This window comes from Bacillus sp. ISL-78 (genome assembly GCF_018613455.1).
Lineage (GTDB): Bacteria > Bacillota > Bacilli > Bacillales > DSM-1321 > Peribacillus > Peribacillus frigoritolerans.
On sequence record NZ_JAGGQC010000013.1, the window covers coordinates 56,365 to 72,051 of the forward strand.

The 15,687-nt window shown below is 42.9% G+C and carries 13 protein-coding genes; 12 read left to right on the forward strand and 1 reads right to left on the reverse strand.

Annotation, left to right across the window (positions count from 1 at the left end):
- Positions 1-22 precede the first annotated feature (22 nt).
- The 9 genes from ystJ (at position 23) to aceA (ending at position 10,716) form a co-directional block, all read left to right on the forward strand.
- Positions 23-1,264 carry an NADP-dependent malic enzyme gene (gene ystJ / locus J7I96_RS14195; protein WP_034309132.1) on the forward strand — a complete coding sequence of 414 codons (1,242 nt, stop codon included), beginning with the start codon at positions 23-25 and terminating at the stop codon, positions 1,262-1,264.
- Between the two features lie 5 nt (positions 1,265-1,269).
- The gene (locus tag J7I96_RS14200) at positions 1,270-1,899 is read left to right on the forward strand and encodes a FadR/GntR family transcriptional regulator (protein ID WP_096337904.1); all 630 of its coding nucleotides are present in this window, start codon (positions 1,270-1,272) and stop codon (positions 1,897-1,899) included.
- 90 nt (positions 1,900-1,989) lie between these two features.
- Positions 1,990-2,853 carry an acetyl-CoA carboxylase, carboxyltransferase subunit beta gene (gene accD, locus J7I96_RS14205; protein WP_214924397.1) on the forward strand — a complete coding sequence of 288 codons (864 nt, stop codon included), beginning with the start codon at positions 1,990-1,992 and terminating at the stop codon, positions 2,851-2,853.
- Positions 2,850-3,851: an acetyl-CoA carboxylase carboxyl transferase subunit alpha gene (accA, locus tag J7I96_RS14210; RefSeq protein WP_034309128.1), complete on the forward strand. Its 1,002-nt coding sequence runs from the start codon at positions 2,850-2,852 to the stop codon at positions 3,849-3,851. Before accD ends, accA begins: the two co-directional genes overlap by 4 nt.
- A gap of 279 nt (positions 3,852-4,130) precedes the next feature.
- Positions 4,131-5,090, forward strand: a complete 960-nt coding sequence (gene pfkA / locus J7I96_RS14215; protein ID WP_214771034.1) for a 6-phosphofructokinase — start codon at positions 4,131-4,133, stop codon at positions 5,088-5,090.
- A gap of 126 nt (positions 5,091-5,216) precedes the next feature.
- Entirely contained in the window at positions 5,217-6,977 is a 1,761-nt protein-coding gene (pyk, locus tag J7I96_RS14220; protein WP_214771037.1) for a pyruvate kinase, read from the forward strand.
- An 81-nt stretch (positions 6,978-7,058) separates the two neighbouring features.
- The gene (locus tag J7I96_RS14225) at positions 7,059-7,451 is read left to right on the forward strand and encodes an FxsA family protein (RefSeq protein WP_214771040.1); all 393 of its coding nucleotides are present in this window, start codon (positions 7,059-7,061) and stop codon (positions 7,449-7,451) included.
- Between the two features lie 350 nt (positions 7,452-7,801).
- Positions 7,802-9,394, forward strand: coding sequence for a malate synthase A (aceB, locus tag J7I96_RS14230; protein WP_214771043.1), 1,593 nt, complete (start codon positions 7,802-7,804; stop codon positions 9,392-9,394).
- A 38-nt stretch (positions 9,395-9,432) separates the two neighbouring features.
- A complete protein-coding gene (gene aceA, locus J7I96_RS14235; RefSeq protein ID WP_214771046.1) occupies positions 9,433-10,716 on the forward strand; it encodes an isocitrate lyase in 1,284 nt (427 codons plus the stop codon).
- 87 nt (positions 10,717-10,803) lie between these two features.
- Here aceA and ytvI read toward each other — a convergent pair whose 3' ends face one another.
- The gene (ytvI, locus tag J7I96_RS14240; protein ID WP_214924396.1) at positions 10,804-11,928 is read right to left on the reverse strand and encodes a sporulation integral membrane protein YtvI; all 1,125 of its coding nucleotides are present in this window, start codon (positions 11,926-11,928) and stop codon (positions 10,804-10,806) included.
- Between the two features lie 193 nt (positions 11,929-12,121).
- Here ytvI and J7I96_RS14245 point away from each other — a divergent pair, with 193 nt between their 5' ends.
- From J7I96_RS14245 to icd, 3 genes are all read left to right on the forward strand, one after another.
- On the forward strand, positions 12,122-12,583 hold the full coding sequence (locus J7I96_RS14245; RefSeq protein ID WP_214771052.1) for a DUF441 domain-containing protein: 462 nt from the start codon (positions 12,122-12,124) through the stop codon (positions 12,581-12,583).
- A 541-nt stretch (positions 12,584-13,124) separates the two neighbouring features.
- A complete protein-coding gene (citZ, locus tag J7I96_RS14250) occupies positions 13,125-14,240 on the forward strand; it encodes a citrate synthase (protein ID WP_095390768.1) in 1,116 nt (371 codons plus the stop codon).
- A 95-nt stretch (positions 14,241-14,335) separates the two neighbouring features.
- Positions 14,336-15,652, forward strand: coding sequence for an NADP-dependent isocitrate dehydrogenase (gene icd, locus J7I96_RS14255; protein ID WP_255256669.1), 1,317 nt, complete (start codon positions 14,336-14,338; stop codon positions 15,650-15,652).
- Positions 15,653-15,687 lie beyond the last annotated feature (35 nt).

A 15,687-nucleotide genomic window follows, 5' to 3' on the forward strand; every position in this document is an offset into this window, starting at 1 on the left:
AATTTGTTTTAGGAGTGAAACTATGACATTAAGAGAAGAAGCGTTACATATGCACCGCTTGAATCAAGGGAAATTAGAAACAGTTTCGAAAGTGCCGGTTAGGAACGCAGTAGATTTGAGCCTGGCTTATTCTCCTGGTGTCGCAGAACCGTGTAAAGATATTTACGATAAGCCGGAAACCGTTTATGACTATACAATGAAGGGGAATACGGTTGCCGTCATTTCTGATGGAACGGCTGTTTTGGGACTTGGAAACATCGGTCCGGAAGCTGCAATGCCGGTCATGGAAGGTAAAGCCGTTTTATTTAAAAGTTTCGCCGGAGTGGACGCTTTCCCGATTTGTTTAAAAACGACGGATGTGGACAAAATTGTAGAGACCGTTAAATTACTCGAACCGACTTTCGGTGGAGTGAACTTAGAAGACATAGCCGCACCAAATTGTTTTGAAATTGAAGAACGACTCAAGAAAGAAATGAATATTCCTGTTTTCCATGATGATCAGCACGGTACAGCCATTGTTACTGTTGCCGGTCTTGTGAACGCGTTACGACTGGTGAATAAATCAATGTCAGAAATTAAAGTGGTAGCGAATGGCGCAGGCGCTGCGGGCATTGCCATCATTAAATTGCTTTATAGCTATGGAGTTCGCGACATCATCATGTGTGATACGAAGGGTGCCATTTATGAGGGCCGTTCGACAGGTATGAATGATACAAAAGAACAAGTGGCGAAAGTGACCAATCGAAATAAGGTTTCAGGACCTTTGGAATCTGTCATTGAAAACGCTGATGTATTTATTGGTGTTTCTGCCGCAGGTGCATTGACAAAAGAAATGGTTTCTTCGATGAATCGGGATGCGATCATTTTCGCGATGGCTAATCCAGATCCGGAAATCATGCCGGAAGATGCAAAAGCAGCGGGTGCCAAGGTTGTTGGAACTGGCCGCTCGGATTTCCCGAATCAGGTCAATAACGTCCTTGCTTTCCCAGGGATTTTCCGTGGGGCCTTGGATGTACGTGCGACTCATATCAATGAAAAAATGAAGGTTGCTGCAGTAAAAGCCATCGCTGGATTAATCCAGGAGCATGAGTTGAACGAAGACTACGTGATCCCTGCTCCATTTGATGAGAGGGTGGCACCTGCCGTTGCGGCTGCTGTTGCCAAGGCAGCGATGGAAACCGGAGTAGCTAGAATCAACGTAGATCCAGAGGAAATTAAAGAAAAAACAAAGAAATTAGCGATCATTGGAAAAAGTGAGGAATAATTAATTTGGCAGGTCGTACTTCTTCATCCAAAATTTATCTCGATGTCGTTGAGAGCCTACGTAGCATGATTGAAGCGGACAGCCTCCTGCCGGGAGATAAAATCCCATCAGAACGGGAGTTATCGGATCGTTTTAATGTTGGGCGTTCCTCTGTCCGTGAAGCATTGCGTGCCTTAGAGCTATTAGGTTTAATTGAAACAAGGCGTGGTGAAGGGACGTTTATCAGGGATTTCCAGGAGCATAAGCTAGTCGAGCTTCTGGGAACCTTTTTTTTGCAAGATAAAAAAGTACAAGAAGATTTGGCTGAGACGAAAAGGCTGATTGAAATTGACTGTTTGCGGATCGTCGCCTTTTTCGCTACGGCTGAGGACATCAAAAGATTAATGGCCTGGGTCAAAGCGGATATGTTTCATGATGATGATTTCTTTTTAAGAATTGCCATTTTGAATCGCAATCGATTGCTGGAAAGAATTTGGCGCATTGTCAACAGCTATGCTAGAACATCAGAGATGGTACAGGGTAATGTGAAAAAAGAAGATTATCTGGCACTTCTTACATATTTACTCGAACGTGATGAAGAAAAAGCCATCGAAACGTATCTTATTAGAATTAGAAATATGTCGAAGGGCGAATGACACCTTTTTACAAGATACTAATTTTATTTCTGATATAGTTTGTACCAAGTATCATAAAATAGATAATTGGTGGTAAAGGGAGGATTAAGCTTGCTTAAAGAGCTATTTGCGAAGTCTAAGAAGAAATATGCAACGGTTCCTTTAGATCGGGAGAAACAAGATGTACCAGAAGGAATCATGACAAAGTGCACCGGCTGTAAAAAAATCATGTATACAAAAGAATTGGTGAAAAACAAGAAAGTCTGTCTGCATTGCGGGTACCATCATCCGATGTCTTCCCATGAGCGCATCGAATTTTTATTCGACGCAGGCACTTTTAATGAATTTGATAAAGAAATGATTTCCGTTAACCCGCTTGATTTTCCGGATTACTTAGAAAAATTGGAAAAAGATAGAAAGAAAGCCAAGATTAATGAGGCGGTTGTCACAGGAGTCGGAAACATCAATGGGTACCAAGTTTCAACAGCCATCATGGATTCGAATTTCCGGATGGGAAGCATGGGATCCGTTGTTGGCGAAAAAATCACCCGTGCCATTGAACGTGCTGGTGAATTGAAGATTCCGTTCATCATATTTACGGCATCGGGCGGCGCCCGGATGCAGGAGGGTGTTTTGAGCTTGATGCAGATGGCAAAGACAAGTGCAGCACTCAAGATATTCAGCAATGAAGGCGGGCTGATCATATCAATGATGACCCATCCTACCACAGGCGGGGTTTCGGCCAGTTTCGCGTCACTTGGCGATATTAATCTAGCCGAACCTGGAGCACTTATTGGTTTTGCGGGACGAAGAATCATTGAGCAGACGATTCGTGAAGAGCTTCCTGAAGATTTCCAAACGGCTGAATTCTTGTTGAAGCACGGTCAATTGGATGCGGTCGTCAAACGTACGGAAATGAAGGAAACCTTGACAAAGATCCTTAAAATCCATGCCCCGGGCGGTGAGTGGTTATGATTTACGAATTAGAGTTCGAGCGTCCCATTACGGACCTCAGAAATAAAATTAAAGAGCTAAAGGCAATTTCGAAGGATGCTGATGTAGACCTTACAGCAGAAATCGAAACATTGGAAAAGCGTTTAGAGAAGCTGGAAGTGGATATCTACAACCATCTTAAACCGTGGGATCGTGTTCAGATTGCCCGGCATCCAGCCCGTCCGACGACGCTTGATTACATTCCGCTGTTATTCAATGACTTCATCGAGTTTCATGGAGATCGTTATTATGGGGATGATGAAGCGATTGTCTCTGGAATCGCGGAATTCAATGGACTTGCCGTGACTGTCATCGGTCATCAACGCGGGAAGGATACGAAGGAAAACATCCGTCGTAACTTTGGCATGCCCCATCCTGAAGGTTATCGAAAAGCTTTACGTCTGATGAAACAGGCTGAAAAGTTCAATAGGCCGATTATTTGTTTCATTGATACGAAGGGAGCTTTCCCTGGTAAAGCTGCTGAAGAGCGCGGGCAAAGTGAAGCCATTGCGAAAAACCTTTTCGAAATGGCAGGGCTGAAGGTGCCGGTCATCAGTATTGTCATTGGTGAAGGCGGAAGCGGCGGTGCATTGGCGCTTGGTGTCGGAGACCGAATTTTCATGCTTGAAAACTCAACATATTCCGTGATTTCCCCTGAAGGGGCTGCAGCCTTGCTGTGGAAGGATGCCTCTCAGGCTAAGAGGGCTGCGGAAACGATGAAAATCACGGCTCCCGACTTAAACCGCTTAGGAGTCATAGATGAGATCATTCCTGAAGTGAGGGGCGGCGCCCATCGGGATTCGAATTTACAGGCAGAAGCCATCAAGGAAATCCTGAAACGTTCATTCAATGAACTGTTGCCATTGAATAGTGATGATCTTATCAACCAGCGTTATATGAAATTCAAGAAAATCGGTGAATATGAATTTGCAAAACAACAACCTGAGGGCGAACCTAAGGAAGTGGAACAGCATTCATAAACACATTTTGGAAAAGGAAAAACGTGCTGCCTGGGGCAACACGTTTTTTCATCCTTTCATTCGTGGATATGCATTCATTACCGAAACGAGTAAAGAATATGGTTTGTGTGCAGAATGTAAAGTTTTACACCATATTACTTCAATTTCTGAAGAGAATCGGTTAGGCTTATAACATCAAGTATGCATAAGTGAAACAGTTACTGCTTATTGAAGCTTGAAAAAGGGTACAATGATATAGCGAAGCTTAAAATTGATTAGTGCTGTAGAGAGGTGACATTTATGAAAAGAATAGGTGTATTGACAAGTGGAGGAGATTCTCCAGGAATGAATGCGGCAGTCCGAGCAGTTGTCCGGAAAGCGATTTTTCATGAAATGGAGGTCTTCGGTATTTATCATGGCTATCAGGGTCTGATAAATGGCAATATAAAAAAGCTTGAACTTGGGTCTGTCGGGGATATCATTCATAGAGGCGGCACGATGTTACATACGGCTCGCTGTCCGGAATTTAAGACGGAGGAAGGCCAGCTGAAAGCGATTGAACAATTGAATAAACATGGTATCGAGGGCATTGTCATAATTGGTGGCGATGGATCTTACCGCGGGGCGAGAGCTTTAACGGAAAGGGGTTTCCCTTGTATCGGGGTTCCTGGAACGATTGATAATGACATACCGGGTACGGACTTTACGATTGGATTCGATACGGCCCTGAATACAGTCATCGATGCTATCGATAAAATTCGGGATACGGCCACTTCTCATGAGAGGACTTATGTGGTGGAAGTGATGGGAAGAGATGCCGGCGATATTGCACTTTGGGCTGGATTGGCTGGCGGAGCTGAAACGATTCTTTGTCCTGAATATGAATATGATATAGAAGACTTGATTGGGAAGCTGAACCGCGGTCATGACCGTGGGAAAAAGCACAGTATCATCATTGTAGCCGAAGGTGTGGGAAGTGCCGTTGATATTTCCAGGAAAATTGAGGCGAAAGCAGGATTTGAAACTCGTGTAACGGTCCTGGGCCATGTTCAGCGCGGAGGATCTCCCTCTGCAAATGATCGGGTATTGGCAAGCCGGCTTGGGGCAAGAGCCGTAGAATTGCTTCTAGATGGAAAAGGGGGCAGGGCTGTCGGAATCGAACAAAATCAACTTGTTGATTATGATATCATCGAAGCTCTTGCTAAACCGCATACCATTGACAAGAAAATGTATGAATTATCCGCTGAGCTATCCATTTAATCATTATTGACCGATAGGAACGCTTTTTAGTAATCGGTATTTAAAAGAAGATATAAAACACTGCGCCCCCTGTCTTTCAGGAAGTGGACAGGCGGCGAGTAGTTTTCCTTAAAGGAGGATGACACTATGCGTAAAACCAAGATTGTTTGTACGATAGGCCCCGCAAGTGAAAGTATTGAAAAGCTGGTTCAATTAATAGAGGCGGGAATGAATGTAGCACGGCTTAACTTTTCTCATGGGAATCATGAAGAACACGCAGCTAGAATCCGCAATATCAGAGAAGCGAGCGAAAAAACGGGTAAACAGGTTGCCATCCTGTTGGATACAAAAGGACCTGAAATACGGACAAATAATATGGAAAATGATTCCATGGAGCTTGTAGCCGGCAATGAAGTCATTATTTCCATGAATGAAGTCCTGGGAACACCTGAAAGATTCTCCATTACCTATGAAGGGCTTCTGCATGATGTCCACCCAGGATCTAAAATCCTTTTGGATGATGGATTGATCGGGCTTGAAGTGTTGAAGATTGATGAGGTAAGAAAAGAAATCCATACGAAGATCTTGAATAGCGGTACACTTAAGAACAAAAAAGGCGTCAATGTTCCAGGAGTTTCGGTTAAGCTGCCTGGCATAACGGAGAAAGACGAACAGGATATCCTTTTTGGGATCGAACAGGGTATCGACTTCATTGCTGCCTCATTTGTACGCAGGGCTTCCGACGTGCTTGAAGTAAGTGAATTATTGCAGCAAAATGGTGCGGAGCATATTCAAATCATCCCTAAAATCGAAAATCAAGAGGGCGTGGACCGTCTTGATGAGATTTTGGAAGTTTCAGATGGCTTGATGGTGGCACGTGGAGACTTGGGAGTGGAAATTCCTGCAGAAGAAGTGCCATTAGTCCAAAAACAAATGATCAAAAAATGTAATAATGCCGGGAAACCAGTCATAACGGCTACACAAATGCTCGATTCGATGCAGCGTAATCCAAGGCCGACCCGTGCAGAAGCAAGTGATGTAGCCAATGCCATCTTTGATGGAACGGATGCAATCATGCTTTCTGGCGAAACAGCTGCTGGAACCTATCCTGTCGAAGCGGTGCAAACGATGCATAACATTGCTTCACGTGCTGAAACTGCCCTTGATTATCGGGATATATTATCAGTCAGAAGCAAAGTGAACCGTCATAATGTCACGGATGCCATTGGTCAATCCGTTGCCCACACTGCGCTTAATCTTAATGCCGGGGCAATCATCACGCCTACAGAAAGCGGTCATACGGCAAGGATGATTTCCAAATACCGCCCGAAAGCACCGATCATTGCGGTTACATCCAATGATCATGTTTCAAGAAGGCTTGCTTTGGCATGGGGAGTCTATCCGCAGATTGGTCCAAAAGCGACGACCACCGATGAAATGCTTCAAACAGCAATAGATGAAAGCCTGCATTCTGGCTTGGTTTCCCATGGGGATTTAGTCGTCATTACTGCCGGTGTGCCTGTAGGTGAAACTGGTACGACTAACCTGATGAAAATTCATGTGTTAGGAGAGGTCCTTTTGAAGGCTCAAGGAATCGGCAGGAAATCAGCGAAAGGTGAAGTGGTTATCGCTAAGAATGCCAAGGAAGCTTTGGAAAAAGTGAAGGAAGGCTCTGTATTGGTTACGATCGGTTCTGACCGCGAAATGATGCCTGCAATTGAAAAGTGTGCTGCATTGATTACGGAAGAAGGCGGTTTGACAAGCCATGCAGCTGTTGTGGGAGTCACATTGGGCATACCGGTCATCGTTGGGGCGGAGGACGCGACCAAGGTTTTCACGGATGGTCAAAGAATAACGGTCGATGCAGGTCGCGGAGTCATTTATGATGGACATGCAAACGTTCTGTAACACGAAATTTTGGCTGTTTCCTTGCCAATGAGGTAAGATGGATGTACCGGGCCAGAAATGGGCTGTGCAGGAGGAATGAAGATGAAATATTTTTTAATGTTTATCATTGCGATGCCGGTCGTTGAAATTATTGTCCTTTTGCTCTCAGGCAATCTGATTGGTTTTTGGCCAACGGTGTTCCTGATTGTAGCCACAGGTTTGATCGGAGCCTATTTGGCTAAACGGCAAGGGATGGAAACGTGGAAAAAGGCACAGGAACAGATTCGTTACGGAATGATGCCGGGAAATGAAATCATTGATGGAATCTGTATCTTTATTGGAGCTGCACTGTTGCTGTCCCCTGGGCTCATCTCGGATATCATGGGATTGATCCTTGTGTTTCCGCCAACCCGGAATCTCCTCAAACCTATTGTTATCCGGTTTATCATGAACAGGATGAATAAAGGGAAGGTTACCATCATTCGGCATAAATAATATAAGGCTGTCTAAAGGCGTAAGCTTTTAGGCAGCCTTTTTGGTCTTTGAAAAAGGTCCGCAACAGCATCCCGGTTTTTTATGGGGTGCTTTTTTGCTTTACAAATGGCTCCCTGTTTCACCATTGAATGATGATTTCCAGGAGAATGAAATCTGTATAATAACAGGATTTTTGAATGATAACCCTTGGAAACATTGGTAAATCAGGCTTTTCCATGCTAAAAAATCTTTTTTTAGATTTTTTAGAAAAAACTGGTGACAAATTTATACAACGTGTTATATAATACAAACAGGAAATAAAACAACTGTATTATAACATAGAAGAGTTGGAAAGGATGTGGAGAGGCAACATGATTACGGAAGCAAAAGGCTTACAGATTACAGGCAACATTAAGCCAGGATATGAACAAATACTTACAGCGGAAGCTCTTCAATTCATCGAAAGAATGGAACGGCATTTCAGTGGAAGAAGGGCAGAACTTCTAGAACGGCGGAAAAGCGTTCAGGAAGAACTGAATCAAGGCAAGCTCCCTGATTTCCTTGAAGAAACGAAGCATATTCGTGCAAGTGATTGGACGATTGCGCCCCTCCCGAATGATTTACAGGACCGCAGGGTTGAAATCACCGGACCTGTTGATCGGAAAATGATCATAAATGCCATGAACTCAGGTGCCAATGTATTCATGGCGGACTTTGAAGATGCCAATTCACCCACTTGGGAGAATTGCATGGATGGCCAATTGAATCTGCGGGATGCAATCCGCGGAACCATATCATTTAAAAATCCAAATGGCAAAGTGTATGAGCTAAATGAAAGAACAGCTGTGCTAAAGGTAAGGCCGCGCGGCTGGCATTTGGAGGAAAAACATGTCCTTTTGGATGGACAGCCTATATCAGCCGGCATTTTTGACTTTGGACTGTACTTTTACCACAACGCAAAAGCATTAATCGAAAAACAAAGCGGTCCATACTTTTACTTACCAAAAATGGAAAGCCATCTCGAAGCAAGATTATGGAATGAAATATTCGTATATGCACAGAACGATTTGAGAATCCCGCAAGGAACCATCAAGGCAACGGTCTTGATAGAAACAATTCTTGCTGCATTCGAAATGGACGAAATTCTGTACGAGCTGAAAGAACATTCGGCAGGCCTGAACTGTGGCCGCTGGGATTATATCTTTAGTTTCCTGAAAAAATTCCGTAACTCGGATGATGTCATTTTCCCAGATCGGCAGCAGGTCACGATGACTGTCCCGAATATGAGGGCGTATTCCTTACTGGCAATCAAAACATGTCACAGCCGTAATGCGCCTGCAATTGGCGGGATGGCCGCACAAATTCCCGTTAAAAATGACCCGGTTAAGAACGATGAGGCTTTTGCGAAAGTAAAGGCAGATAAAGAACGAGAAGCAAGAGACGGTCATGATGGAACATGGGTTGCCCACCCAGGTATGGTAAGCACGGCAAAAGAGGTTTTTGACTTGCTCGTCCCAAAACCGAATCAAATTTTCCGGAAACGGGAAGATGTCCATGTAACAGCACAAGAGTTGCTGGCTGTACCGGAAGGAACGATCACAGAGGCAGGCTTAAGGACGAATATTAATGTAGGCATCCAATATATCGCCTCGTGGTTAAGCGGCAGAGGTGCGGCACCTATCAATAACTTAATGGAAGATGCTGCAACTGCTGAAATTTCAAGGGCTCAAGTCTGGCAATGGATCCGTCATCCAAAAGGCATCCTCGAAGATGGCAGGAAAATAACCGAGGAATTATTCCATCAAATCAAAGAAGAGGAATTGGCGGTCATTAAATCGGAAATAGGGGAAGAAACTTTCAAATCAGGAAAGTTTGAAGAGTCTACTAAACTATTTGAACAATTGATTGAAGCGGATGACTTTGCAGATTTCTTAACTAACGCAGCATACGAAAAATTATCTTAATATTCAAAATATATAATGTGAATTAGGAGGAAATAATGATGATGAATGAGAGAGCGCAAAAATTACAACAAAGCTGGGAAAATGACTCACGGTGGAATGGTATTAAACGTCCTTATACGGCCGAGGAAGTCATTAAACTGAGAGGTTCCATCGACATTGAACAAACATTGGCACGCCGCGGTTCCGAAAAACTATGGAATCTATTAAATACTGAGGATTTCATCAATGCATTAGGAGCATTGACCGGTAACCAAGCCATGCAGCAGGTGAAAGCTGGTTTAAAAGCAATCTACTTAAGCGGCTGGCAAGTGGCGGCAGATGCTAACATCGCAGGGCAAATGTACCCTGACCAAAGTTTATATCCAGCCAACTCCGTGCCGCAAGTTGTTAAACGCATTAATCAAACACTTCAGCGTGCAGACCAAATTAGCTTTGCTGAAGGGAAAAATGATATCGATTGGTTCGCTCCAATCGTGGCGGATGCTGAAGCAGGTTTTGGCGGTTCCCTTAACGTTTTCGAATTAATGAAAGGCATGATCGAAGCTGGAGCGGCTGGCGTTCACTTCGAAGACCAGCTTTCTTCCGAGAAAAAATGCGGTCACCTAGGCGGTAAAGTCCTTCTTCCTACCCAAACGGCAGTACGTAATTTAGTTTCGGCCCGATTGGCAGCTGATGTAATGGGTACACCGACCATCTTGATTGCCCGTACGGATGCTGATGCTGCAGATTTGATCACGGATGATATTGATCCGGTCGATGCACCATTCATCACTGGTGAAAGGACTCCAGAAGGATTCTACCGCACGAATGCAGGTCTTGACCAAGCAATTGCAAGAGGCCTTGCTTATGCGCCATATGCCGACCTTATCTGGTGTGAGACTTCTGAACCTAATCTAGCGGATGCTCGCCGCTTTGCCGAGGCCATCCATGCAGAGTTCCCGGGAAAATTGCTTGCTTACAATTGTTCCCCATCATTTAACTGGAAAGCGAAATTAAGTGATGAAGAGATTGCCAATTATCAAGTGGAATTGGGTAAATTGGGTTATAAATTCCAATTCGTTACACTTGCAGGCTTCCATTCATTGAATCATAGCATGTTTAACCTTGCTCTTGGTTATAAAGAACGCGGCATGGCTGCATACTCTGAACTTCAACAAGCGGAATTTGCCAGTGAGCCGGATGGCTATACAGCAACACGTCATCAGCGTGAAGTGGGAACGGGTTATTTTGATGAAGTGGCACAAGTCGTTTCTGGTGGAACATCATCCACAACAGCACTTGCAGGTTCTACTGAAACAGAACAATTCGAGACGTCGAAATAATTCTAGCTTAAAACCAAAAATCCGCCTTGTACCCGAGGCGGATTTTTAAGTGGAAAAGAGTGAATGCTAATTGATGTCTGGATAACCTTAAGTGGTTTTCTTTGTATCCCCGATGATGAAAGTCCATATGGCCTTGAAGACATTGGCACGCTGAAGTGTATTGAATATGACAAGTACGACAGGTCCTGCAATCAAACCTAGGAAACCGATCAATTTGAATCCGATGAACAAGGCGATGAGAGTGGCAAGCGGATCTAAACCAATACTGGATGAAAGTACTTTTGGCTCTATCAGCTGACGCTGGACAACGACGATTATGTAAAGGACGGACAAACCGATTGCGAGACTTGTATTCCCGGCGATGAATTCAAAGATGATCCAAGGGATGAAAATCGTACCTGTCCCTAAATAGGGAATGATATCGACCAGTCCGCATATCAAGGCAATGGTAATTGAATAATTCACCCCTAAAATGAGAAAGCCGATTAAAATCGTGACAGTCGTCAATGAAACAAGAGTGAATTGTGCCCGGATGAACCCGAATAATGCCCGTTTTAAATCCCTGAATAAACGCTTTGCACCCGCAAAAATCTTATCAGGCAACACTTTTCCGGTCATGCGGCCGAAGGTATCCCAATCTTTGCTGATGAAGAATGTGCCAAGCAAAGTAAAAAGGAGTGCCGTTGCTGTAGTTGGAAACCATCCGATGATTGTAGGGATGTTCTTCAAGAAGGCTTGAATGAAGCCGCTTACTCCCGTCGTGATCGATTCACCGATATTTTGGATATTCTTGAGGATTGTGTCTTGCTGTTCGGTATCCAAATTATTGAACATGGCAGCTATTTGATTATATAAAGGGATGACGGTGGTAGCGATATATGTTTCTATATAATCCACGATGGTTTCAATATGTTTCGGGATGACTCCGGCAAGGTAATTGGTGCCCGAAATGATCTCGGTGACCAGTAAGGTGACAAGACCCGCAAATAAAAGGAATATGAGTAAAAGGGAAACGAATACAGCCAACCCCCGTGGCAGCCGCCCTTTCTTTTCGAAAAAAATGACCAGGGGATTCATCAAGAACGCGATGATCATGGCAATGATGAATGGATATGTATATTTAGATAAATAAAACAAGGCAATCCCACCTAAAACTATCCCTCCGACGACCAGTAAAGAACGAATGAAACGATACATATATACCGGATTCAAGTCATATCCTCCTTCAACCATTAAGTTTGTATTATAATTGTAACGATGGTGGAAAAGAAAGGAAAGATTCTTTCATCTTTCGTTTTGAATTTTTTCTGCAGATGCATCGTTCCTTAAATCATTTTTCTCCCAAGAACAAGGGAGTTTGTTATGTTAAAATAACAAAAAACAGAAGGAAGAAGGTGAATGGATAATGATCAACGGTCCTGTCGTATTTTTAATTCTGCTTGCTGCAATCGGTTGGTTTGGGAAAAATACCTCACTGATAATAGCTGCGGGTTTTCTTTTAAGCATGAAACTGATTGGCCTTGACGCTAAAGTGTTTCCATATCTGGAAGCGAAAGGAATTAACCTGGGCGTCACGATCATCACGATTTCCGTCCTCATTCCCATAGCGAACGGGGCGATTGGTTTCAAGGAACTAGGAGACGCGATAAAATCACCTTATGCCTGGATTGCACTTGCATCCGGAATAGCCGTGGCACTCATAGCGAAAAATGGGATTACATTGCTGTCGCATGATCCGCACATTACCACGGCTCTTGTATTTGGGACGATTCTTGCGGTCGCCTTATTCAAAGGTGTGGCTGTCGGCCCGTTAATCGGGGCAGGAATTGCTTATTTATGCATGCAGATCTTCAATTTTTTTAAATGAAGCGAGTGGCTAAGGGGAGAAAAGCCCGTCAGAACTGGAAATGAAAATTTTCTATTTAATGTTTCGTTTATTCTGCTTTGAGACATTTTTTTTGAAAAAAACGATTTTAAACGCATGAATAAAGCAAGAGAATATGTAGCTAATTTTTCTAATAAAATAATAATTTTTTCACATTTTAAGTGCTTTTCATTCCCAAAAAAGTGTTTATTGTTTATAATAATCATGTAACTGCTCTGATTTATTAAAATTGGGATTCAGAATATCATTGATATTTTTGAGGAATCTTAAAAAAAAGATGTAGTTATTGAGCAAGCGCTCACTAGGAATAGCTACAAGCATTATTTTTAGAATTTCTTATTTAAAGATTATCGTACATTTTACTATTGTTGGGGTCATATTCTGTGAACGCTTCCAATACAAGATGTATGTCTTCTGCTAAAAAATAGATGGTTGTTTGCAATAGCTAATTTCTTGGAAGCGCTACATTTATACGCTAATAGCAAGGGCATAGGGGAATATCTAGGAAAAGGAGAGATTTAGTATGACAGCAACAAAAGGTCTTGAAGGTGTGGTAGCAACAACTTCATCAGTAAGCTCCATTATCGATGACACATTAACGTATGTAGGTTATGACATCGATGATTTGGCTTCGAACGCAACATTCGAGGAAGTAATCTATCTTTTATGGCACGGAGCTCTTCCGAACAAAAGCCAACTAGAAGAATTAACTAAACAACTTGCTGAAAATGCTGAAATTCCAGCTGAAGTGGTTAATCACTTCAAAACATACCCAATTGATAAAGTACATCCAATGGGAGCTCTTCGCACTGCAGTATCTCTTCTTGGTCTTTATGATGAAGAAGCAGATGTAATGAGTGAAGATGCTAACTATCGTAAAGCAATCCGCATCCAAGCAAAAATCCCTACATTGGTAACAACTTTCGCTCGCGTCCGTCAAGGGAAAGAAGCTGTTGCTCCACGTACAGATTTAAGCTTTGCTGCTAACTTCTTATATATGTTAAGCGGTAATGAGCCAACGGCAATCGAAGAAGAAGCATTCAACAAAGCATTGGTTCTTCATGCTGACCATGAATTAAACGCTTCTACATTCACTGCACGCGTTTGTGTGGCTACATTAGCTGATATCTATTCTGGTGTAACTGCTGCCATCGGCGCTTTAAAAGGCCCACTTCACGGCGGAGCTAACGAACAAGTCATGAAAATGCTTACGGAAATTGGTTCAGTTGATAACGTTGAGCCATATATCAACGAAAAATTAGCCAATAAAGAAAAAATCATGGGCTTTGGCCACCGTGTATACCGTAAAGGTGATCCTCGTGCTAAACACCTTAAAGAAATGTCACAGAAACTGACTGAACTTACTGGACAACCGCAATATTATGATATGTCCATCAAAATTCATGAAATCGTAACCGGTCAAAAAAATCTTCCGCCAAACGTGGATTTCTATTCAGCTTCCGTATACCACAGTTTAGGCATCGAGCATGACCTATTTACACCAATCTTTGCTGTAAGCCGTGCTTCAGGCTGGATCGCTCATATCCTTGAGCAATATTCAAACAACCGCCTTATCCGTCCGCGTGCAGAGTATGTTGGACCAGGTATGCAAAAATATGTACCGATTGAAAACCGCTAATTAAAAGTTTTTTCGAAAAATCATTTTTTATTTCATCGAATTTGTAGTAAATTAATAGATGTGAGTAAAAAAGGTTAGTGGTTCTGCCTTATTTAATGGCAGGCCATCTAACCTTTGAATTTGAATCGGAGGTAAGAGACATGACACAAAGCCAAAAAATCACAGTTACTAACGGTGTTCTTAACGTACCAAACAACCCAATCGTTCCTTATATTGAGGGAGACGGAATCGGTCCTGATATCTGGGCTGCAGCATCCCGCGTTTTAGACGCAGCAGTTGAAAAAGCTTACAATGGCGAAAAGAAAATCGAATGGAAAGAAGTTTTAGCTGGACAAAAAGCATTTGACCAAACGGGCGAATGGCTTCCACAAGAAACTCTTGATGTCATTAACGAATATCTAATCGCTATTAAAGGACCTCTTACAACTCCAATCGGTGGCGGTATCCGCTCATTGAACGTTGCATTGCGTCAAGTATTGGACTTATTCGTATGTCTTCGTCCAGTACGTTACTTTGATGGTGTACCTTCACCAGTTAAACGTCCAGAAGACACTGACATGGTCATCTTCCGTGAAAACACTGAAGACATCTATGCTGGTATCGAATATGCAAAAGGTTCTGACGAAGCTAAGAAATTAATCGAATTCCTTCAAAATGAATTCGGTGTTCAAAAAATTCGTTTCCCTGAAACTTCAGGTATCGGAATTAAACCGATTTCCGAAGAAGGAACAAAACGTCTTGTTCGCGCTGCACTTAACTATGCGATCAAAGAAGGCCGTAAGTCACTAACGCTTGTTCATAAAGGTAACATCATGAAATTCACTGAAGGTGCATTCAAAACTTGGGGTTATGAAGTTGCTGAACAAGAATTCGCCGATAAAGTGTTTACATGGAACCAATATGACAAAATTAAAGATGCTGAAGGCACTGAAGCTGCTAACAAAGCACAATCTGCTGCTGAAGCTGAAGGCAAAATCATCGTTAAAGATTCCATTGCCGATATCTTCTTACAACAAATCCTGACTCGTCCTAAAGAGTTTGATGTTGTTGCAACAATGAACTTGAACGGAGATTACATTTCTGATGCATTAGCTGCACAAGTTGGCGGAATCGGCATCGCTCCAGGAGCAAACATCAACTACGAAACTGGACATGCCATCTTCGAAGCAACTCACGGAACGGCTCCTAAATATGCTGGTCTTGATAAAGTTAACCCATCTTCAGTTCTTCTTTCAGGCGTTCTTTTACTTGAGCACCTTGGTTGGAACGAAGCTGCAAACAGCATCACTAAATCAGTGGAACAAACAATCGCTTCTAAAGTTGTTACATACGACTTTGCCCGCCTAATGGATGGTGCAACGGAAGTTAAATGTTCTGAGTTCGCTGACGAGCTTATCAAAAACCTTAAATAATTCATTATATGCTTTCTGGAAAAGTGCCTGAACGG